This window comes from Thermococcus sibiricus MM 739 (assembly GCF_000022545.1).
Lineage (GTDB): Archaea > Methanobacteriota_B > Thermococci > Thermococcales > Thermococcaceae > Thermococcus_A > Thermococcus_A sibiricus.
The window spans coordinates 24,538-46,540 of record NC_012883.1 but is presented as its reverse complement, the minus strand read 5'-3'; the positions used below and the strand labels follow the sequence as shown (position 1 = coordinate 46,540).

24 protein-coding genes are annotated in these 22,003 nt (G+C 39.8%); 6 read left to right on the top strand and 18 right to left on the bottom strand.

Features of this window, described 5'->3' with window-relative positions; translation table 11 throughout:
* Positions 1 to 63 precede the first annotated feature (63 nt).
* From guaB to TSIB_RS00220, 5 genes are all read left to right on the top strand, one after another.
* Entirely contained in the window at positions 64 to 1,515 is a 1,452-nt protein-coding gene (gene guaB / locus TSIB_RS00240; RefSeq protein WP_012766080.1) for an IMP dehydrogenase, read from the top strand.
* A 73-nt stretch (positions 1,516 to 1,588) separates the two neighbouring features.
* The gene (gene guaA, locus TSIB_RS00235; RefSeq protein WP_048160093.1) at positions 1,589 to 2,512 is read left to right on the top strand and encodes a glutamine-hydrolyzing GMP synthase; all 924 of its coding nucleotides are present in this window, start codon (positions 1,589 to 1,591) and stop codon (positions 2,510 to 2,512) included.
* Positions 2,513 to 2,556: 44 nt separating this feature from the next.
* A complete protein-coding gene (locus TSIB_RS00230; RefSeq protein ID WP_012766078.1) occupies positions 2,557 to 2,871 on the top strand; it encodes a nucleotidyltransferase family protein in 315 nt (104 codons plus the stop codon).
* Positions 2,864 to 3,262 carry a HEPN domain-containing protein gene (locus TSIB_RS00225; RefSeq protein WP_012766077.1) on the top strand — a complete coding sequence of 133 codons (399 nt, stop codon included), beginning with the start codon at positions 2,864 to 2,866 and terminating at the stop codon, positions 3,260 to 3,262. The genes TSIB_RS00230 and TSIB_RS00225 overlap by 8 nt, the downstream gene beginning before the upstream one ends.
* On the top strand, positions 3,259 to 3,825 hold the full coding sequence (locus TSIB_RS00220) for a GMP synthase subunit A (protein WP_012766076.1): 567 nt from the start codon (positions 3,259 to 3,261) through the stop codon (positions 3,823 to 3,825). The genes TSIB_RS00225 and TSIB_RS00220 overlap by 4 nt, the downstream gene beginning before the upstream one ends.
* Positions 3,826 to 4,160: 335 nt before the next feature.
* On the opposite strand, the gene TSIB_RS00210 is transcribed toward TSIB_RS00220, so the two are convergent.
* The 11 genes from TSIB_RS00210 to twy1 form a co-directional block, all read right to left on the bottom strand.
* Positions 4,161 to 4,937 carry a DUF2101 family protein gene (locus TSIB_RS00210; protein WP_012766075.1) on the bottom strand — a complete coding sequence of 259 codons (777 nt, stop codon included), beginning with the start codon at positions 4,935 to 4,937 and terminating at the stop codon, positions 4,161 to 4,163.
* A 5-nt stretch (positions 4,938 to 4,942) separates the two neighbouring features.
* Positions 4,943 to 8,233, bottom strand: coding sequence for a DUF2341 domain-containing protein (locus TSIB_RS10040; RefSeq protein ID WP_012766074.1), 3,291 nt, complete (start codon positions 8,231 to 8,233; stop codon positions 4,943 to 4,945).
* A complete protein-coding gene (locus tag TSIB_RS10360; protein WP_012766073.1) occupies positions 8,233 to 10,503 on the bottom strand; it encodes a hypothetical protein in 2,271 nt (756 codons plus the stop codon). The genes TSIB_RS10040 and TSIB_RS10360 overlap by 1 nt, the downstream gene beginning before the upstream one ends.
* Positions 10,500 to 11,945, bottom strand: a complete 1,446-nt coding sequence (locus tag TSIB_RS00195; protein ID WP_012766072.1) for a hypothetical protein — start codon at positions 11,943 to 11,945, stop codon at positions 10,500 to 10,502. The genes TSIB_RS10360 and TSIB_RS00195 overlap by 4 nt, the downstream gene beginning before the upstream one ends.
* A complete protein-coding gene (locus TSIB_RS00190) occupies positions 11,942 to 12,421 on the bottom strand; it encodes a hypothetical protein (RefSeq protein ID WP_048160091.1) in 480 nt (159 codons plus the stop codon). Before TSIB_RS00190 ends, TSIB_RS00195 begins: the two co-directional genes overlap by 4 nt.
* Positions 12,402 to 12,824, bottom strand: coding sequence for a hypothetical protein (locus TSIB_RS00185; protein WP_012766070.1), 423 nt, complete (start codon positions 12,822 to 12,824; stop codon positions 12,402 to 12,404). The genes TSIB_RS00190 and TSIB_RS00185 overlap by 20 nt, the downstream gene beginning before the upstream one ends.
* A gap of 1 nt (position 12,825) precedes the next feature.
* Complete coding sequence (locus TSIB_RS00180; protein WP_048160090.1) at positions 12,826 to 13,431, bottom strand: class III signal peptide-containing protein; 606 nt, start codon at positions 13,429 to 13,431, stop codon at positions 12,826 to 12,828.
* A gap of 58 nt (positions 13,432 to 13,489) precedes the next feature.
* Positions 13,490 to 14,089 carry a hypothetical protein gene (locus tag TSIB_RS00175; RefSeq protein WP_048160089.1) on the bottom strand — a complete coding sequence of 200 codons (600 nt, stop codon included), beginning with the start codon at positions 14,087 to 14,089 and terminating at the stop codon, positions 13,490 to 13,492.
* Positions 14,073 to 15,176 (bottom strand): FtsZ/tubulin family protein, encoded by a 1,104-nt coding sequence (locus TSIB_RS00170; protein ID WP_012766067.1) that lies wholly within the window; start codon positions 15,174 to 15,176, stop codon positions 14,073 to 14,075. Before TSIB_RS00170 ends, TSIB_RS00175 begins: the two co-directional genes overlap by 17 nt.
* 7 nt (positions 15,177 to 15,183) lie before the next feature.
* Positions 15,184 to 17,442 (bottom strand): prenyltransferase/squalene oxidase repeat-containing protein, encoded by a 2,259-nt coding sequence (locus TSIB_RS00165; protein WP_048160088.1) that lies wholly within the window; start codon positions 17,440 to 17,442, stop codon positions 15,184 to 15,186.
* Between the two features lie 85 nt (positions 17,443 to 17,527).
* Positions 17,528 to 18,505 carry a 4-demethylwyosine synthase TYW1 gene (gene twy1 / locus TSIB_RS00160; RefSeq protein ID WP_048160087.1) on the bottom strand — a complete coding sequence of 326 codons (978 nt, stop codon included), beginning with the start codon at positions 18,503 to 18,505 and terminating at the stop codon, positions 17,528 to 17,530.
* A gap of 124 nt (positions 18,506 to 18,629) precedes the next feature.
* Between twy1 and TSIB_RS10355 the strand changes: the two genes are divergently transcribed.
* Positions 18,630 to 18,770 (top strand): hypothetical protein, encoded by a 141-nt coding sequence (locus TSIB_RS10355; RefSeq protein ID WP_012766064.1) that lies wholly within the window; start codon positions 18,630 to 18,632, stop codon positions 18,768 to 18,770.
* Here the strand turns inward: TSIB_RS10355 and TSIB_RS00155 are convergent.
* The 7 genes from TSIB_RS00155 to TSIB_RS00125 are packed head-to-tail and all read right to left on the bottom strand — an operon-like array spanning position 18,736 to position 21,691.
* Positions 18,736 to 19,335 (bottom strand): HemK2/MTQ2 family protein methyltransferase, encoded by a 600-nt coding sequence (locus TSIB_RS00155; RefSeq protein ID WP_012766063.1) that lies wholly within the window; start codon positions 19,333 to 19,335, stop codon positions 18,736 to 18,738. The genes TSIB_RS10355 and TSIB_RS00155 overlap by 35 nt on opposite strands.
* A 38-nt stretch (positions 19,336 to 19,373) precedes the next feature.
* Positions 19,374 to 19,541: a 30S ribosomal protein S27ae gene (locus TSIB_RS00150; protein WP_012766062.1), complete on the bottom strand. Its 168-nt coding sequence runs from the start codon at positions 19,539 to 19,541 to the stop codon at positions 19,374 to 19,376.
* 5 nt (positions 19,542 to 19,546) lie between these two features.
* A complete protein-coding gene (locus tag TSIB_RS00145; protein WP_012766061.1) occupies positions 19,547 to 19,843 on the bottom strand; it encodes a 30S ribosomal protein S24e in 297 nt (98 codons plus the stop codon).
* Entirely contained in the window at positions 19,833 to 20,375 is a 543-nt protein-coding gene (locus tag TSIB_RS00140; protein ID WP_012766060.1) for a GTP-dependent dephospho-CoA kinase, read from the bottom strand. The genes TSIB_RS00145 and TSIB_RS00140 overlap by 11 nt, the downstream gene beginning before the upstream one ends.
* Position 20,376: 1 nt before the next feature.
* Entirely contained in the window at positions 20,377 to 20,562 is a 186-nt protein-coding gene (gene spt4 / locus TSIB_RS00135) for a transcription elongation factor subunit Spt4 (protein WP_012766059.1), read from the bottom strand.
* Positions 20,563 to 20,564: 2 nt separating this feature from the next.
* Positions 20,565 to 21,128: a DNA-directed RNA polymerase gene (locus tag TSIB_RS00130; protein WP_012766058.1), complete on the bottom strand. Its 564-nt coding sequence runs from the start codon at positions 21,126 to 21,128 to the stop codon at positions 20,565 to 20,567.
* Between the two features lie 32 nt (positions 21,129 to 21,160).
* Positions 21,161 to 21,691 (bottom strand): inorganic diphosphatase, encoded by a 531-nt coding sequence (locus TSIB_RS00125; RefSeq protein ID WP_048160086.1) that lies wholly within the window; start codon positions 21,689 to 21,691, stop codon positions 21,161 to 21,163.
* Positions 21,692 to 22,003: the final 312 nt, after the last annotated feature.

Here is a 22,003-nt window from a genome sequence, read left to right as displayed (position 1 = left end):
TGTAGTAAACTTTAAAAGACCTATACATTCTTATGTTAAAAACGGTGAGGGAGGAGAAAAAGAATGGGTAAATTTATACAAAAGATTGTTAATGCCATAAAAGGATACACCTTTGATGATGTGCTTTTAATTCCACAGGGAACTGAAGTGGAGCCAAAAGATGTGGACGTTTCTACACAAATTACCCCAAAGATAAGACTTAACATTCCAATTCTCAGCGCAGCTATGGATACAGTGACAGAATGGGAAATGGCCATTGCTATGGCTAGACTAGGAGGATTAGGCGTTATTCACAGAAACATGAGCATAGAAGAGCAGGTCGATATGGTCAGAAGAGTGAAGAGAGAGGAGACTGTGGAAGAAGTCATTACAATTTCTCCCGAAGAAACTATAGATTATGCGCTTTTCTTAATGGAGAGAGAAGGGATAGATGGCCTTCCTGTTATTGAAAACGGGGAACTCGTGGGCATAGTTACAAAGACTGACATAACCACCAGAGAAGGAGAGAGGGTAAAAGAAGTCATGACAAAGGACGTGATAACAGCGAAAGAAAGTGCTAGTGTGGAAGAAATTATGACCCTAATGATTGAGAACAGTATAGACAGAGTTCCAATAGTGGATGATGACGGAAAATTGGTGGGAATCATCACTATAGGAGACCTCTTAGCGAGGAAAAAACACAGAAACGCAGTAAGAGATGAGGAAGGGCGATTAATAGTCGCTGCTGCGGTTTCTCCTTTTGACATTAAAAGGGCACTAGCCCTAGATAAAGCCGGAGCTGATGTGATAGTCATAGATACAGCCCATGCACATAATTTGAAGGCAATAAAAGCTATGAAAGAAATAAAAAACAAAGTAGAGGCCGAACTCATAGTGGGTAACATAGCAAATCCCAAAGCCGTGGATGATCTAACCTTTGCAGATGCAGTTAAAGTTGGCATCGGGCCAGGAAGCATATGTACAACGAGGATAGTTGCTGGAGTTGGGGTCCCACAAATAACGGCAATATCAATGGTAGCAGACAAAGCTGTAGAGTATGGGATTAGAGTGATAGCAGATGGTGGTATAAGATACTCTGGAGATATTGTAAAGGCTATAGCCGCCGGTGCCGATGCCGTGATGCTTGGAAACCTTCTAGCTGGAACAAAAGAAGCTCCTGGAAGGGAGGTAACAATAAACGGCAGGAAATACAAACAGTACAGAGGAATGGGGAGTCTAGGAGCTATGATGAAAGGCGGGGCAGAGAGATACTACCAAAAAGGCCACATGAAAACTCGAAAGTTTGTTCCTGAAGGTATTGAAGGGGTAGTTCCTTACAAGGGGAAGGTGAGTGAAGTACTTTACCAGCTTGTAGGTGGACTGAAGGCCGGAATGGGCTATGTTGGTGCAAAGAATATAAAGGAACTTAAAGAAAAGAGTGAGTTTGTGATAATAACCCACGCTGGAGTTAAAGAGAGCCATCCACATGACATTGCAATCACCAATGAAGCACCTAACTATCCACTCGAAAGGTGATTTTTACATTTTTTTGTTTAAATAACAAATTTTTTAAAGCAGATTTTACAATTTTATGTTGAAGGTGACGCTCATGTGGGAAAAATTCATTGAAGAGAAGGTTAAAGAGATTAAAAAGACTGTAGGAGAGAAAAAAGCCATAATAGCTCTAAGCGGTGGAGTTGACAGTTCCACAGCAGCAATACTGGCTTACAAAGCTATCGGAGACAGACTTCATGCTGTCTTCGTAAACACCGGGTTTTTGAGAAAGGGGGAACCAGAGTTCGTTATAAAAACATTTAAAGAGGAATTTGGCTTAAATCTAATTTACGTAGATGCACAAGAGAGATTTTTCACAGCACTTAAAGGCGTAACAGACCCAGAAGAGAAGAGAAAAATAATAGGCAAGACCTTCATAGATGTTTTTGAAGAGGTTGCCAATGAAATAGACGCAGATTTTCTTATTCAAGGCACAATAGCCCCAGACTGGATTGAGAGTCAAGGTAAAATAAAGAGCCACCACAATGTGGGCGGACTTCCTGAGAGGTTAAACCTCAAGCTCATTGAACCCTTAAGAGATCTTTACAAAGATGAAGTGAGAGAAGTCGCAAAAGAACTTGGCCTTCCTGAGAAAATATACCACAGAATGCCATTCCCGGGTCCAGGATTAGCCGTGAGGGTCTTAGGCGAAGTTACCCCAGAAAAAGTTGCGGTAGTAAGAGAGGCCAATGCAATAGTAGAAGAAGAAATTGAAAACGCAGGCCTTAAACCATGGCAGGCCTTTGCCGTGCTTTTAGGGGTCAAAACCGTCGGTGTGCAAGGGGACATAAGGGCATACAAAGAGACAATAGCAGTTAGAGTAGTTGAGAGCTTGGATGGCATGACTGCAAATGCCATGAAAGTTCCCTTTGAAGTACTACAAAGAATAGCCTTCAGGATAACGAGTGAGATTCCACAGGTGGGGAGGGTGCTTTACGATATAACAAACAAACCTCCAGCAACTATTGAGTTCGAGTGATAATGTTTATTTACTTTTCAACTAAATTTTTAGTGGTGCGGTTAATGAGCATTCAAGCACTCTTGAACGAATTAAGAGAGAAAGTTCGTTCCATCTTGGGAGACAAGCTCGAAGAAATCATTCTTTATGGCTCTTATGCTAGGGGAGATTACTCCACCAGAAGTGACGTGGATATTCTTCTAGTGGTAAAAGGAAAACTAAACCTTGAAGAATATGAAAAAATTATGGAAATTGCAGCAGAACTAAGTCTCAAATACGAAAAAGTTGTATCGATAATAGATTATCCAAAGTGGATTTTTACATCTTCTGACTCTCCATTTTTGCAAAATGTGAAAAGGGAGGGAATCAAAGTTGAATAATTTTGAAGCACTAATAAAGAAAGCCCAAAAAAGCTTGGAGGCCAGCAAAGAACTCCTTAAAAAGGGATTTTATGACTTTGCGGCAGCCAGGGCATATTATACAATGTTCTACTGTGTAGAGGCAATACTGCTGACTAAAAACATAAGCGTTTCAAAGCATTCTTCTTTAATTGCTCTCTTTGGAAGAGAGTTTGTGAAGACCAGTGAAATTCCACATAAATTGTATACTCACCTAATAATGGCATTTAACCTAAGGCAGGAAGCAGATTATGAAGTCATGCTGGAAATTCCAAAAGAGAGAGCTGAAGAAATCGTGAAATTCTCAAAAGAATTCCTTGAGTTCACAAAAGAGTACCTCATAAAAAAGGGATTTTTGGAGGTAGCAAAATGATAATCATAATGGACAACCACGGGCAGTACGTGCACAGGATCTGGAGAACTTTGAGATATCTTGGCGTTGAGGCTAAAATAATCCCAAACACCACACCACCAGAAGAAATAAAATCAATGAATCCGAGGGGTATAATATTTTCAGGCGGCCCAACTTTGGAAAGAACGGGCAACTGTGAAGCAATCCTAGAGCACTACGAGGAATTTAATGTGCCGATCCTAGGGATTTGCCTGGGACACCAGCTTATAGCAAAGTACTTTGGTGGCAAAGTAGGAAGGGGGGAAAGGGGAGAATACAGTCTGGTGGAAGTTGAGATTCTAGAAGAGAACGACATTTTCAAAGGACTTCCAGAGAAGCTTAAGGTTTGGGAAAGTCACATGGACGAGGTTAAAGAACTCCCAGAGGAGTTTGAACTTTTAGCTAAGAGTGAGTTCTGCCCTGTTGAGGCCATGAAACACAAAAAACTGCCAATTTATGGAGTGCAGTTCCATCCGGAAGTAGCTCACACGGAAAGGGGAAGCGATATCTACAGGAATTTTGCCGAGCTCTGTGGAGAGCTTTAAATTTTTAATGCACATGCTTTTCCACTTTTTAAAATCCTATTTATATCCCCCACATAAGAGGTAAAATAAAAACATTTTTAAGTATTCTTTTTTACTATGTAATAAAGTAAATAGGGGATGCACATGGGTTATACCATTTACTATCGCATAAGCATTAAGGAGCCTGAAAAAGCATGTGCATTTATTGAAAGAATCTGTAATGGCCTCAATTTAGATTGCAGATTTAACGAGAGGGAGATTATCATCAAACCATCCTCCAAAGAAGTAGAACCCCTCGTAATTAAGAATGGAAGGGGATTTGTAAAAACTTACAAAAGAGAGCCGTATACATCGATTTATTTACTATTGCTCTTTTCACTTTCAGCTTTTGGTTCTGTTGAAGTTTCTGATGATGAAGGTTTCGCTTTATGAACTTCTAGCACCCTTTTTGGAAGGGAGCTTCTGAATATTCTTTCTTCTATAAGAATCTTTACGACGTCTCCCACTTCAACATCCTCTGTGTTATCCACCCAATATTTACCAGGCTTCACATTGGCCCGTATGTCATCGTGAACACTTACCAGCACAAGCTCTCCTTTGATGTCTTCTACTATTCCATAAGTCCAATCCCTAGTGAATTTCGATTTGTAGATATACCTGAAGGCCAATACAACGACAAAAATAGCTATAAGGTAAGTGTAGAAGTAATAGACATTCTTTGCAAACCTTCTTATTAAGAGGTAGCCCAAGAAGGAAAGAAAGCCTATTGCAGTAAGCCCATAATAAAAGAATCTGTAAGGCTCAACTTCAATGAAAAAGTCACGGTTTTTAAGAAGTGTGTAGCGAAGATAGATAAAATAAACAACCGAAATAATAGTCAGATATAACTCATTCCCAAAAAGAACTATCAATAAGAGAGCAAGTAAGAGGTAAAAGATAAAGGAGAGCTGGAGGTTCAAACTTAAAAGCTCATGGACTGTAAGTTCTCTCTTTATCAGCTTTTTGAGGATTTTGAATCTTGGAGGTTTTTGAAAGGGGGTAGGATTTACAATATCTTTAATCCATTGGATTGATTTTCCAGTGAATGCTTCCGCTATTTCACCAATTTTGTACAGGATTCCATCAAGATCCATGATTATCACCCCGAAACTAGTAAATCTTGGGCTCCTAATCTTCCAAATATTGCTGTTGCTATTTGATAATCCAAATAGAAATTCTCATCTATGATCGGAGTAGCAACACCCCCATTAGAAGATATCCCAAGTACTTTATATACATCGGTTCTATCACCTCTGTAATTCTCATAATCCAAATATATGGAGTCTACGGCAGGTTGTTTTCTGACAAGGAAACCTAAATTTGGAGGTAGGTCTTTTGGAAGAATGAAGCTAACAATCCCAATTGGATATTTAGCCTCCCCATATACTACCTCCTGCGTTTTCTCAGCAAGTGTCTCATAGTACGCTCTATTGGTAGTAGCACCTCCCTCTAAGCGCTCAAAGAAGGAGGGATATCCACTAACACCAAAGTACTTATACTCTTGAATACAATCAATATAAGGCTGGATATTATAGGCTCTTGCGTTTTTCCCACTTTGTACTGAGGCCTTGGACTCCGGGGATGAATACTGGGGTTGTGTGCTTACATATGGATATCTCCCCGCTATAATCCAGTCGAAATAAGCACTGTTATCCATGGTATTGTCAATAATTATCTGGATTTTCAAGGGAAGTTGGGGAGAAGTTGCCACAGAAGCTGAAGTAACCCTAGAGGTATCATCCAAATCGGAAAACGTGGTAGAAATCCCTCCAGAGTCATAATTAAAAATCACCTCGTACCTGCGATATATAGTCAGATCACTACTTGTGGATGAACTTGCTAATGAACTGGTCCAATTTTGGAGTATTGCTAGTAAATCACCATTATGATCAACATTCCCTGGATTATCATCAATGTATTGCATAGGCACGCTTTGGACAGAAGATACCTGCTGAACATTATAGCTGAGACTATCTTCATCCAGATATTTTCTAAGGAATATCCAGTCATAGTATGCCCAGTTCTCATTGTTTTCATTATCCAGTACAAGGTATATTCTGTATAAGGGATCCTCTACTTGACGGGCATCATAATTCTCTCTACCGTTTGTAAGATCGTAGAAGTAAACATCATTTCCATCAGGGAATACTTGGACCTCATATGTGTGGAAATTAGCATCTCCGCGGCTTTGAGAAATTGTATCTGTTTCTCCCTCTCGCCATGTCCATCTCCACCAAGCTCTGTGAATTGCCAGATAATCTCCACTCGGTTGCACATCATCAGTAAATAACAAAGTATCATATGACCCATCTCTTACATTAAAGTCCTCAATACCAATTCCAGCATCCCAGTCTCCAGAATACACAGAAGGCTTCATTTTGAACCTGATTGCATAATCTCCATAAAGATTAAGATCCACATTATTCCTCAATGCTAAGAGGCTATTACCATTCTTTATTATTAGATTTCCATTAGTCTGTTCGATGTTATCGTCTGTACCTCCTGCTAGCTCCCATTTGTCGTCCCAAGTGCTATCCTCAAAATTGTCAAAGAACTCAAATACAGCCGTTCCATTTCCTCTTGTCAGGGTTCCAGTGTTGTACTCAATGTAAAAAGTAGCGTGATAATAGTAGGTATTTCCTTGCCGGCGATCATAGATAAAACTACTCTTTACCCATATCAATGCCTTTTCCTCTGTAGTGTTCCAATATTCAATCCAAAATGGCAATTCATTCTCCTGATTATCATAGATCTTAATTTCTGCTGTATTATCTTGTGCATTAATGTAATCAGGGAAGTCTGCTCCTTCAAGTTTAATCGGAATCTGGATGTTTGTGTAATCAGGAATTTGTTCACCCGCATAGGTTACATTGACTAATAATCTTTCTCCCCCTTGGAGTCCAAACACCACAGCTACCCCAGCGTCAAAGTCAGAAGTTCCCGAGGTACTTTTCATTTTGTATCTTACAAATATTGGATAGTTAAATGACACCTTTGACTCCAAGACACTTGCTTTTTCATCAGCGGATACAATTAGAGTCCCGTTCCCATCTACAGTAGCACTCCCCAATATGTCCCACTTGGTAGTATCTATTGAGGTGCCATCAAAATCATCGTAGAGGTCAAACAGTGTCTCTTTGTTATATCCATCGATGGCATAAGCAGGATCCGCGGTATAGTATATGAAATACTGGTTTGTAACCCCTGTTTTTATCCAGATCAATATCTCATCGTTTCCCCACTTTTCTATCCAGAACGGAATTGGATTACAATCCACATCGTACACCCTAATCGAAGCAATAGTTCCGTTATGATACGCACCACTCAATACAGAAGCGGGAATCTCGAGCAAGGTTAAAGCATTAGGCTGAAACTCTAAACTGGAAATATTCATTTCAACTCTATACTCATATGCAGAGGCCTCTGGACACCAAGCCCCACTTATATTGCCGAAGGCCATTACAGCTATATCGCCATCCTCGAATACATCTAAGGGAGAGACCTCAATGTTATTGATGGTGGTGTTGAATATTATAGGGTTATCCACTGATACACCAGGCTGGTTCTTTACAATATACCCTAGAGCATCTTTTTCAGTATAGTACTCTCCCACATAGATTTTATTTGAGGTAAGGTTTTCAAGAGAGACTGAAACTTGTCCTGAGAACTTCTCTATATTTGAGGAACCATATCCTTCTATCGCCTTAATAGGTTTCGCTAAGTTTGGATACATAAATTTACACGAACTAACTATCCTGGAGTATTTACCGTAAGTCAAATATGAAAATAGGGGATCTTCCATCCCCTCTATAGAAACCACAGCGTATATGCTACCATCTTGAGGAAGGGATGAATTGTAAACTACTTTACCTGAGATATCCTGAATTAATATGTTTGGTATGGATGCATTCACAACAACGTGAAATGAATCTAGAGGTACCACTTTTACTTGGATACTACTTAAAATTTCATCAACAGAGGGGCTTAAAACATAACCCTGCCTACTCAGCTCATCTCTCAAATTAATAATCCAATCTCGTAGAGTATTATTTCCCATGAAAAGGCTCACTCTACTATATCCACTAAGTTGTGGGTACGTTCCTCTTAAGATTAATTCTTTTATAGCTTTACTCGCGTTATCTATTGGTGTGTGCTCATTAGTCACAAAATCAACCGCTAATGAGAGCGCACGCTTCGTTGATAGCTCTAAAGCATTTTTAAAGTCTTCCTCTAAGTAGGAAGTTACTCTGAACGTTCTCTCTACTTGGACTCTCTCACTTTGAGATTTTACAATCCAAGAGGTGACGTCCTCATATGTTGCCAGAAGTAAGAGCATAGGAATGAGGAGAACCAAAACTAGTGAATTAAGTATAAATCCTCTCCTTTTCATTAGCCCTCCCTCCAAACCCGCAAGGTTATTGTGATTGGTTCAATAGACCGAGGAATACCTTTCAACGATGCGAAACTTATCTTTGTATCCTTAAGCTCAATTAATAGTGGTTTATCCCATCCATCTCCTCCCAGTTTCTGAAATAGTCTTATAATAGCATCATCAACAGCATAGTCTTGAGGATTAAGCTGATCAACTGTAAGGTTCCTGTATTGGCCATTTTCAATAGCTTTTGTATCTCCAACAAATATACTTCCAAGGCTTTCACTACCATATTTATATATAAGATTGTATGCTTGCAATTCCGGATATCCCTGGAGTAAATATGGCTTTATGTCTCCATAAGGAGCATAGGCGTCCAACAAATATGTAAATTCGCCTGTAGTGAAATCTCTGGAGATTACATAATCATTTCCTGTTTCTACCTTGATATAATTCTCTCCTGGAGCAAGAGCCCTAACCACAGGTTCGCCAGTATTATTTCTCATCATATTTACAATTCCCCATCTCGTAAACGCCGGGTCCGCAAAAGGTCTATTAGGATTACACGCTGAGGCTCTTGCACTATGACAATACAGTACAGTCCAATTATTCACACCAGGAGATATTGATATCTTCTGATCTTCATCCGGATCTAACTCTGGGGGAGTAGTATCAACACGATGCAGACGGACTATGTGAAGTTTTGTCCAAATAGGAGTAACATTCAAAGGCAAAGTGTATTTCCAAGTGAGCATTGTATAAAATGGCACGGAATACTCAGTTCTTGCATACGTGCTATCTATAACATCATCCTTTGTTATCTCCTCTGTTATGTCAATAGAGTAGAGAGTTTTCGCAGTTTCTGGGGTATAAACAGCCCTAATATAAGATGTATCATAATTAAGTTTCAACCTATATGTATAGCTGGCAGAATTCCCATAAGGAGGTTCTTGATAATCCATTCCAAAAGTTACCGCAAACCACAGGTATGTTTTTGATAAATTGCTAATATATATACCTTCATTTTGAAGTGCAGTAAAAATAGTCTGATTGTCCCAGACATAAGTATCATTGCCAATGTATGCCCCAACCCCTACTGAAATCCGTCTATCAAGATAAGTTAAGTAAAGTTTAGGATAGTTAGGCTCACTAACTTTTGAAGCATTTATAATCTGAACTTGAACGTATAGGGAGCTTAAGTTTCCTCCTATAAAAATTCCATTCTCCATTTGGAATGGATGCTCTGTTTCAATTTCATCAAAATGAAATGTTTGCGGATAATTGAAAGTGCTTAACTGGGATGTTTGGTAAGTTAGAGTTATAAAAACGTTAGGATGGACTCCACCTGTGTAAGGAGAGCCCGCTGGATTATAAACCCACACTTCAAAGGTGTGTCTTCTTAAATCGCCGTGCCTCTTTAGAATCTCCAGCATGTTACACGTCAGTGGATCATTGGGGTTTGAATCTTCGAGAACTTCCCATATGCTGTATTCTACAAAACCATCGCTACTAAACTGACCACACTTAACCGGCTCTCCATCTATAAACAGGCGCATATATGAGGAAGGAGAAAACCATCTGGGCTGAGCGAACCACTTTATCTTAGTTATATTGGCATCATATGGCAATTCGTTCTCTTCTTCATTTGGTATTATATATCTTATTATCGTATAGTCCTGACTGCTTGGAGCATACGCAAATGCTGAGCTTCCAAAGTAAGTGTAAGTTGTTTCTTTGGCTCGCAGCTTTGTCAAATACGCCCTCGCCACATATCCCCTCGGGGTTTGATTGAATGCATAGCCACTCAATGTTAGCGTAGCGGGAGAGACCTCAAAAGCTTTGGGGTAATTGGCACCAACCTTTCTTAGATATGGGCTAGTATAGTTGTTTATAAGGAGTTCGTAGTAATATCCTTCAAGAGTTTTGTTCAGCAAATAGCCCAAAATTAACTCCGCTTTGTGGGTGAGGTTTTTCTCCGGGAAGAGCTCTCTAGTTGCCCAGTAAGTTGCAACTATATCAAGGGGAGGCATGTTTTCATCTACCAGGTTCAAATTAAGCGTCTCTTCGCTTTTCCACTGTTCGATTATGTTTTGGGGAACTATCTCCTTCAATGGGACAGTTTTCAGGATAGTAAGGACATCTTCGGCTTTATATTTGTTCCCTTCTCTTAAGGAAGTGCTGTAAACGTTCGTGTTATCTATAATACCCACTACACTGCTAACAAATACCATGACCAAGATCAATGACAGCAAAGCGTCAAGTGTAAAAATAAAGCCCCTCCTCCTCATCTGTCATCCCACACCCGTAGCTTTATCATTGCTTGTTCAAAAAGGGGGTCTAACAGAAGGTCTAAATCTCCCTTATCCCTGAGAATGAGATCTGAAAAGTTGTTCTCATATACCCATAGCTCAACAATTTTCGACGTATAGTCTGATGGCAGTTCTTCAAATAAATCTCTCCAAAGTATCTTTACACTGGTAATATTTCCGGTGTAAAACTTTGTTATGTTCTGACCATTCTCTTTCCAGAATAATATAGCTCTGAGGGGGGAGGTTTGAGACGTTTTCTCTATAAAAAGACCTCTAACTTGGACGCCATCCACAACAATGAACGTGGCATTTCCAGTGCCCGAAACTTGAAGCTCTAAATAGAAGTGAGCCGGAATATTTCCAACGAGTCTCCCAGAAATCAACACTTTTTTAGTAGCATTTCCAACTTTAATGGTTTTATTGTAAATCTCCTTTTTAACTATGAATTCTCTCCTTTCATATTGTATCCACGGTGACCGAACCTTTGATGCATTTATCACAGTTTCATCTGTATATATCGATCCATTGATTACAACAAACTTGTATGTGGGTTTTTTAATATCCGAAAAGTGGGTAACAAGGGAAGTCAAGTTCCAATTTCCATAGTCTATGTAGTCTACTGAGACTTTCACATTTCCTTGACCAGTCACTTTAAAGGAGTAGGGACAGCTCCCACCTCCATAGTTTATTTGAAATCCCTTAGACTGGGTTACAAGCACGTTTATTGTGACTATTGAACCTGCAGGTATCAAATAAGGACCTATCACTTCACCTCTTATTCCAGTTATTGTTATATCCTCTGAAACTTTAAATTCAAGCACATCATTATTTTCTAAATCCACTAGATTGCCACTTTTTAGAGAAGTACATATCTGCTCATTTCTATATATTGAGCCATTATTTTTTGTTATCTCTACCCATTCAACTTGAAATACTCCATTAGGAGAACTTCCATTTATATCTAGATTCACACCCGGATTAGACTCAAATACTATGTTTGTCTCTCCACGTGGGAATCGTCCACTAGCATTGACGTCCCTTTTTGTTGTATAAACCTCAATTTCAAAATCGTGACCTCTACTTAGTTTCAAAAGATAGCTGTTTTGTATAAATGCATCATTTATAGAAGCGTTTAAAGACTCTAATTTTCCATAATCAAGCGCAAATGGATAATCTTTATCCCTCAATCCTACCATTTCAACATTACTCGCATTACTCTCCCAGTCCTCTGGATAGCCAGGACTTTTGGTTAAAACATCAAGCATATTGTTAGCAATGTTTGCCCTATCGTACCAGTCCAGAAGGTTAGTTATCTCGGCCTTAATCATGTCGTTTGTATTCATAACTACCCCCACAACCATGACAACAATGACCAGTGAAAGCAAAGCATCTATTGAAAGCAGTTGTCCTCTCCTCTTCATCCTCTCACCACAGTAATCGTTATGTTTACCGTCTTTCCACCATACTTCAAAAACCCGGTATTGTTTGTAAAGTGATAGTTCTCCACAAGATCTTTTTCAAGAAACTCTGTGAGATGTGAGACAATGCTAGCATTAAGGTTCTGGATAGATAAATATGGAGTCGAAATCACTATTGTTATGTTAACTTGGGTTGAAATCTCCTCTGAGGTGAGATTTTTAATAGATAAGTGTGGATTTTCCGTAATCTGTGACAATAATGGATTCAATGTGCTTTTATAAGGCTCATCGTCAGTCATGACCCCGGTATTCAAATAATCAATTCCCTTTGAAAGGGAACTTCTCACATAGCTCACTATCATTATATTTGTATTATTATCAGTGTAAGAGGGGATCACTAACATTAACCCAATAAATATTACAGACAGTATGAATATCATCTCAATGGCCGTTTGTCCCCTACTTCGTGATATTCGCATAGAGCATATCACCTATTTTCACGGTTTTTATCCAAAAACTCTCCCCACTGTTAACACTTATCGAAGCATTTGCTATGGGAACCGTGGAATTCTTCACTATCCAGTAACTCTTTCCATCCACCGTAGCACTTACGGTTATTTTGTTAGTAGTCCCATTAAATATTATTGTAAAGTTCCCTCCGCTTATTTGAGGTGCCTCTTCCTTGAGTTTGTACCCTTCTCCAACAGCGTAAACCTTGGCAGTGTGGTCAACTATTTCAGCTGAAAAAACTCTCACCTTTGCCATTGCATCAAAACTCTCTGCATGGGCCATCTCATTATTAGCTAGATAAATCAGGTTTAACATCGTGAGAGTAACAAGTACGAAGGCAAAAAGCAGATCCAAGCTCAACTGTCCCCTCATACTAACCACCGACGTTAAGGTTTATCCTAAGTTCTTGGGCAGTAGAGTTGATAATCCAACTCTCATTTCTATCTGGATTCCATTCAACAACTATCTTCAAAGTGGAGGGTAAATCTGTTGCATTCACAAACATCCCTGCATAATTAGCTATGGTATTATTCGGATAGTAAATTGAAGAGTTGTCTGATAGATCTCTTGCATAAAGAGACTGACTCCAGAAATAGTTCTTCTTTTTTGTCTCTGTCTCATTTACGTTTATGGTCTGATTGGCATTATCCAAAATAGCAACATAAGTACCATTTTTATACCCTATCAAGATCTGAGGTGTTCCATCCATATCAAACGCCCTTGTAAGGAAATACTCGTCATTTAGATACTTGAAAGTAAAGTATTCAGTGGTTTTTGCACCTGGGCCTTGTGCATAAACCTGAGATATTGCATTGGAAACCGTGTTTGCAAATAACTTTGCCTCTTCACTAATCTGAATTCTCAACATATCTGAAGAGTGCTCGCTGGAGAAGGTAATATTCCTAATTGAGAAAGTTAGTAGTATTATAAATAACACAAATATGAATATGAATTCCAGCGATATCTGTCCTTTTTTCATTCTTCTCACCATACTAAATAATAACACGTCAACAAATTATTTAACGCTTTCCATCATCCTAATCTTTTTTTACCATTGCAAAAACACTGGTGCCAATTTTTTTCGTTAAAACTCCGAAATAATCATGATTAAATATTTTGAACTTGTACTTTTCGGGATCAAGTTCATATTTCTTTAGGAGTTCTTTAAGTTCCTCAATAAAAAGCTGGGTAAGCTGATAATAGCCAATATCGAGGGCATTCTTTTTGTAGTCAAATAGGAATATGACCATCGGGACAACACTCAAGGGTATCAGGACCCAGAATTCTCTGTAAATAACTGTAACCGCCACTCCACCAGCTATAAAGAGGCCCAAAAGAATTAATCCAAGCTTAAACAAATTTTTAACCTTTTTCATATTCTTTACCTTGTTTTCCCATATCGTGAGAAGAGAAGGGTTGTAAAAGTCAAAGGCAGTGTGTCTTTTTCCTTTGGCCACCCTCTGTTTCATGAGTTCGTCCCAGTCATCCTCGTAATGAATAATTTCACCCCTAATCTTTGCCCTTTCGGCGTCTATTGAAGAAATTATCCTAATCATGTCCTCTGCACTTTCGTGGGCTATGTGGGAATAAACTTCCTTCTCTTTTAGATCCAGTGCCACATCAATCGAGTCTTTCATTAACCTCACCCGGATAAATGTCATCAAAGTCGGGCAGGCCGGTTAAAAGCTCACTCTTCTTTGTTTCGGCCTCTTCTTTCGCTTTTATAAAAGATTCAGCATATTTTTTGGCAACTACAACTATATCTTCAATACTCTTGCTCTCATAAATCCCAGTCAAGAGTGTAACCACTTCTATCTCCCTTTCCCTTGGATCCGGATAAAAGCCCCGGAAAATCTGCTTTCCTTTAATTTTCTTGGTCAAATAGCTGAGGGCCTCAAATATATCCCTAGCTTTCAACAGTTCTGGCGGCCCATGAACTGCTACCAGACCATAAAGTGCAGATTCTATGTTAGCTTCAAGATAGAGACCTTCATTCTCAAAAGATTTTAAGATAAGCCTGGATAAGTTTCTAACTTTGCTGGCTTCTGCCTTTGCATACCCCACTGTCGCAAAGCTTCCAAAAGCATTCAATACAAACTTCAGGTCACTAGAATCAAGGGTCTGCTCACCCGGAATATCAATCAACGCCAATAAAGAGGCTATGCGTTCAACTATTGTGCGATTTATCTTTTCATAGGCCCGTGTTATGTCTTCCCCACTTTCTTTGAGCTTATTATTGTCTATGGCTATTATAGAATCGGCCACTTTTGAGAGTTTGTCTATAGTTATTGCAGCGTTTATTGTGGGCCTTATTCCCTCCTCTTTCAGGGGTAGAGCGCCAATCGCAACCACAAGTGACTCAGGATATTCATCTTTAAGAGCCTCAGCTAAAATAGGGGTCCCTCCAGAACCAGTACCCCCGCCAAAACCAAAAGTGAGGAAAAAGACGTCAACGTCGCTGTAACCAACCATAGCGTTTATTTTTTTCATCACCATTGATAGGTCTCTTTTCATTGCCTCTCTTCCGAGTACTGGGTTTGCATTTACTCCTTTTCCGCCTGTTAAACTTTCTCCTATCAGTATCCGCCTTTCCTTCGGTATATGCTTCAAATAATCAAGGTCACTCTTTGAAGTGTTTATTGCCAATGCCTCAAAGTCCACTAAGGCGAACAAGTCTGCTATCTTTGTCCCACACTGACCTACTCCAATGATTAAAGCCCTCAAAGTAATTTCACCCCACAAGCTCAATGTTCAATTCATCAAACTCCACTACCCCGTTATGGTTCTTGTCCTCATGGGTTACCACACAGGCGGCCCCATTGAGGTACTTGATTATTGTGGAACTCAAGAACGTGCTCGCAATATCCTCTGCACCTCTGGATGAGAGTACAAAGAGTAGGTATCCCTCACTGGTTTTTCCTGGAATTAAAATTACCGTATTGTTTATTGGATAGCTCTTATCACCAAGGTAAACATGCATATCATCACTCTTTACCTTGATGTACGGGTTGTACTGGGGTATGTTAAATGTATTGAAGTCTGAGACTACAATGTAGTTGGAATCTCCAAACCCTTCAAAGGGCTTAATCTCAAAGCTCTTTTCAAATACTTCACTAAGGGCCTCTCCAAGTGAAACTGCAGTGGAATTATAGTTAGAAGTGTAAAGGATCGTAAAGTTCTTCTCAGGAATTTGCTTGAGGACTTGATATAGACTGAGAGGCTTAATTACTACCTCTCCCATTTCAGAGAAGAAGAGTACTGCAAGGGCGGATTCTGTTAAGGTTGTTCCCCATAAACTATCACTGCGGTGATCCAAAAGCCAGTTAAGTGTCTCAGCATGGTAGTCTATGCCAAAGTCGTATAGGACTTTAGTGGCTCGTATTGTGAGTTCAACTGATGGGGCGCCTAGATACATCAGAATATCTCTAATATAAATCTCCTTAACAACGGGCCATCCATCATCTTCGATTTTCTGCTCCATAAGCCATGTCAAGTGCCTTTCAACCTCTTCTTTAGTGACCAGTGGTGTAAGGGCCTCAAGAACCTCTAAAGTTGTGGGAACTGTAGACATGATATAACGAACCCTAAATGGAATGGCAACCTGTATACGAAGGCCCCATCCATCTGTTGGTCGTGATAGGAGCCACTCTTTTGCTTTCACTATGTCTTCATCACTTGGATCAACTCCCAATGCTAGGAGAGCCTTTATAGCAAGAGCCGTCTCATAGGGTTGTGGCCCAAGTATAGTATTCCACTTTCCATCCTCACCCAAACTCTTTATAAAGGAGATATGGGTTTGCTTCTCGGTTTCATTAAGCATGTTAAACTCCAGAAGCGTGAGGAGGTTGTAAATGTAAGCAGAGTTTAATCGCCTTTCTTTAGAAACTTTTTCCATATTCTCAGGGATTCTGGTTTCAACCCACTCCAAGCCTTTCTCAATGACTTCATCTTTAAAGTAGCACCTCTTCAATGCCTTTAAAACGTAATAAGTGGTTCTATCATCAGAGCTATAGCCCGCTCTGTATCCCCATCCTCCATCTGGATTCTGGACTTTTTCAAGGGCAGAACAAGAGTCTTCTATTGAAATAATGCCCCCTACTCCCCCGAGAGTATTGGCCGTCGCAAAACTCATGACTGCAAAGGCTGAAGCTGCGAATACCTCTCTGTTTGTCCACTCATCTGGAGCATTGGCCCAGTAAATCAAGGTCTCATTGCTCTCTGCTAGGTCTTCTAGTCTGCTGAGAAGTTTAGCAACTTCAAAAGTTAATCCTTCATAAGTGGTGAGTACATAGGTAAGCAGGGCCCTCTCATCTATGGTAATATTATCAGAGTTTACAAGTCCCCATGCTTTTTCAATGAGGGATTCAGGTACTTGATGACCAACACTCTTATAGGCAAGAATCTTTAATCCAACGGCCTTTGCTTCACTTATTTCCATGCTTTCGGCCGATTCCAAGTATGCTATTGCTTCATTCACGTGCCTGCTCTTTTCCGTATATCCATTCTCACCCAATGCCCATAAAGCCATGACGGTCGGATAGAACTCAGGCAGGGTATTGGGTATATACCCCCATCCATTAAGAGTGTGAGACTTGGAGATAAAATTCAATCCATTCTCAAGAGCTTTGGAAATTTTACGATAAATATTTTCATTTGGGTAATAAAGGTCAATTACTCTTTTTAAAGCTATTACTGCGTATGAAGTGTCCACAACATTGCTTATACTCCCCTCATAATATCCCCATCCCCCATCAGAATTCTGTCTTTCCAGCAACTCCTCTACAAATAATGTGATGTTTTCTTTAGTAAGGTTTTCAGCGATGGAGTAACTTGAACCCAAAGCCATTAAAGACAAGCTTATTTCCTGTGTACTATCCATGTAATCCTTGCCCTCGGTTAGAAATCTAGTGGAAGCGTCTAAAATAGGAACTGCGCTGACATAAGGGATAACCATCAACAGAATTAAGATTAGTGAAAATATTCTCTTCATCCTCCGCACCTCTAAACTAAGTTTTATGCTAATTTACCTAATTAAGTGTTATGCAGTCAAAACAAATAAAGATTGCGGAAAAAAGCTAATGTCTTATAACTCTATCCGCCTTTTTTAAGTCATCTCTCATGATCAGAACAACTCTGCTGGGCGGGTATTCATCCTCTATGTGATATCCCGGTAGATTTTTCACCAGCTCCTCTGCAAAGGCCTTTATATCCTCATGACTTGGCATGTTGTTTATGGTCAATCTATTTCTTGAAAACCCCACAAACATGTAAGCCTTTGCCTCAACAAACATCGGCCTTGCCTTCATTATAAGCTTTGCATAGCCTTCCGGATTGTGCATATTTTCTCCCTTGACTAGCGTAAGTCTTATGACGGTTCTGGTGGGCAAATCTCTCATTAGTTCAAGTGTTTTATTTATCCTATCCCATCCATCCGGAATCATAGGTACATTTACTCTTTGATATGTCTCCTCATCAGGGGCCGTTAGAGAGATATAAAGCTGCTTCGGGAGTTTGTTCTCTTTCATCATCTTTTCCAGAACTTCCACCTCTGTACCGTTGCTCACTATGAACGTTGTGAATCCTCTCTTGTGAAACTCCTCAACTAGTTCTCCTATCATAGGATAAAGCATGGGTTCGCCGGAGAGACTTATAGCAGCATGCTTTGGCTCCATGGCCTCTTCAAGTTTTTTAACATTTATCTGATCTTTTACTCCCCAATAACCACTCAAAAGTTTTCTTTGGGCCTTTACACTCTCTTCTACAATAAAAGCTGGATCATCAAATGGTTTTGGTAGTTCTACCCCCAGGAACCCTTCCATTGGACGCCAGCAGAAAATACAGTTGTGGGTACACCAAGCTGTAACTGGAGTCATCTGAAGACATCTGTGTGACTCAATACCATAGAACTTCTGCTTGTAGCAAACACGATTATTCTTTATACTCTCCTTTAACCAGTGACAAAGTTTAACCGAGCTGTGATGCCCAACAAGAGCGTAATGCTGCTTTTTGAACAAATTTGTAATCTCCTCAGGCATGTTTGGTTTTACATCCATTAGTCTCACCTAATGTGGATGAGGAAGGAAGTTTAAAAATTTTTGCAAAAGAAGGTGGACTATTTTATCGTCGAAAAATAATTCGGCGAAAGACTTAAATACTATTATGTTTTATCGAACTGTCATGCAGAGGTTAAAACCAACCATCAAAATTAAAACACGGAAGAGGGTCTTTGAACGAGAAGTTTTCGATGAGGATGTCGAGATTGAATCAAAGCCCAAAGTGAGGTTTATTCAAGAGGTTCCGAGAATCCACCTCGCTTAGCTGTTATTAAAACGATTTCCTCAAAAAAATATCTTTCCTTAGCTGTTATTTCTACTTTAAATCCTTTAGAAGTTAATTTTCCTATTGTTTTGTCCACACCTGTTATTGAAGATTGAACTATCTGGATTATTCCATTCTCTGTTAGATATCCATCAACTTCTTCAATGAACCTGTCTAAAACCTCCCTCCCCTCTCTACCACCTACAAGTGCAAGATCTATTAGCTCCTCTGGCTCTCCCGGTAAGTAAGGAGCGTTGAAAGTAATTATGTCAAATTTACCTCCAACATTTTGGAAGAGGTCACTCTGTTTAAACTTGACATTGGTTATTCCATTTAGCCTCGCGTTTTCTTTTGCAAGCTCAACTGCAATGGGGTTCACATCCACCCCAAGAACAAACTTTGCTTTTTTTGCCATTAAAAGAGCTATTATTCCAGTACCAGTACCCATATCCAAAGCAAAATCCCCATCCTTAATCATGAGATTCTCTGCCAAGAGAAAAGTATCCTCAGCAGGCTCATAGACATGCGGATGAAGTTTTATCTTAAGATCCCTGTAATATAACATGGGTCCACCAGAAGAGTGGTTAAAAAAAGATAAAATCTCTACTTCTTCCACTCGGTGTAACCGCATCTACCGCATGTCCATCTGTTCTTGTGGTCTGCCATGAATACTCCAGGACCACACCTTGGGCAGAACCTGTTCTTCCTTGAGATTTTGCCATCCTTAACTTCATAGAGCTTCCACTTTTGTGATGTTTTCTTTCCGGCCATCTATGTCACTCCTCCTGCTCTTGTATAATTCCTTCTCTCCTTAAAACGTACTCAGGTTCTATGTAAAGCATTCTCTCTTTGCTTTCGTAGGCCTTTGCATATCCTTCGCTGACATGACTACCAAAGTAACTTCTTATGTATTGAACAACGGTTGCTTCGGGGTTTAAATCAAGCATTGCAACCAGCTTACCCTTAACATCTGCTCTTGATGGTGTAGGTTCTCCTTCATGAATAACCTCAAAGTATATTTCTTTTCTTCCCAAGAGTTTGTTTTCTTTAGTATCGATAACCCTAATCTCCATCATGAACCACCTCCATCTTTCTAAGCAACTTTGCGCATCTGCGCTTACATTCAGATGTGACCTTTATAAGCACTATCCCTTCATCAGGTTGTCCATAAATTACCAATGCTCCCTCTGGAGCATAAATAACGGCTGGAATGGCCGCCAAATCTTCCTCACCATTTACTTTCAGGTAAACTCTTTTCCCCTTTTTGGCAAGTTCAAAAGACTTTTTGACAGCATTTAATAAAGCTTTCGTTATTGTCCCAGGTGGATTTTTGGTTGTTAACACTACGGCACCGAACTCAATATCCGGTTCATATTCTTTTCTTTTGGTTTTATAGTCATATATGGCCACAGATGGTTTTATGCCGACTTTCAGGACATTTTCAGTAACCACATCTCCTACTGTAACCAAAAAGGGGGCTTTTTTAAGTTCTTCACGGGATTTTAGATAGGGTTGGGGCATTTTGCCCTCTATTAATTCACCTAGTGGCTTTTTAAGCTCATTTCTAAGGTCCTCTGTGAGTTTGTAGTAAAAATTTCTTGACATGTTACCTGACCCTTATGGCATATTTCCCCGGTTTTTTCACTCCGAGTGTTTGGGCTATCCTGGAGTTTTCTGGATCGAGGATTATCACAAGATCAAACCATTCGTCACTTAAATCTCTGCTCCCACATGCAGGGCATCGATCTTCATTGGTGATGTAATGACAGTGTCTGCAGGCCTTTTCCGTCATTTTCACCCACCACTTTCCGCTTTCCTCTTTTCTTTTTCTATCCAGTCAAATTTGCCCAACCCCGGCTGTCTCATGGTAAGGCCAACCTTGTTCTCTCTAATTATTTTACTCTTCTCGCTTATGGCAATTATTCTCGCCCTGACGACGTCACCAAGTTTTAATACGTGGCCCTTTTCCTTTCCAACAAACTGAGCATTCTTCTCATCAAATACAACGTAATCATCCATGAGCTGAGAAATGTGCACAAGTCCATCCATCGGGCCAATTCTTATGAAAGCTCCATAGGGAACAACGTCAATAACCTCTCCTTCAACAACCTCATGCATCTCGGGCTTCCACACAAGAACATCGAAAACCACATCATGATAGGTTGCACCGTCTCCGGGAATGATAACACCTTCACTGATCTCATGAACCTCTAGGACAGCCAAAACAACACCTTCATCCTTGTTGTAGATTCCTTCATAAGCCTCTCTCAAAACTATTTTAGCGGCCTCTTTGGGATCCAGTGTAAACATCTTCGGGGGGATTCTCACAATGTCTTTAACTCTAAGGAGTCTGTACATTTTCTTACCTCCAAAATTTTAAAGAAAGAAAATCACTTCTTGAATTTCTCCTTGTAAAGCTCTATGGCCCTAAGGATTTCTTGTTTTGCTTTATCAGCGTTTTCCCAGCCCTCGACAATAATTTCCTTTCCTTGAAGCTCTTTGTACCTTCTAAAAAAGTGAGCGATCTCATCAAGGAAGGCCTTTGGAACATCATCCAAGTCTTTCCAGTCCTTGAAGTATGGATCTTCCACTGGAACTGCAAGAACTTTGTAATCTCTGTCTCCACTGTCTATCATCTTGAATAGGCCGATTGGCCTTGCCTCAATTATTGTTAGTGGGTACGTCGGTTCTCTCATGATAACCATGATATCAAATGGATCGTCATCATCATACCATGTTTGAGGAATTACACCATAGTCAACTGGGTAGTAAAACGGGCTGTAAAGAACCCTATCAAGCTTTATAAGGCCTGTTTTCTTGTCTAACTCATACTTGTTTCTGCTTCCCTTTGGAATCTCTATTAAGGCGTAAACAACTTCCGGTACTTCTGGTCCGGGCTCCAAATCATGGAATGGATTCATCTCAATCACCTCTTTGATTTTCAAAAGACGGAGTTATAAATCTAACCCAAAAATTAACTTCTGCATTTAGCTTTAAGGGTTGGTTTTTAAAGTTGTCGCTTTACCTCGTGAAAGCCTCGTCCTTCAGGGTGGGGAGGAGGTCAGTAACAGGTGATTGGATCCACTCACAAAAGTCACGCACAATTATTAGATAACTCTCCCAGCAGAGATAAGAAAAGCTCTCGGGAGTGAACTACCCCCACCCCTACGGACAAAGCTTTCAAAAGAAAAAAGTAAAAGTAAGGTTTATATTTTCCTTGATAACATATTAAA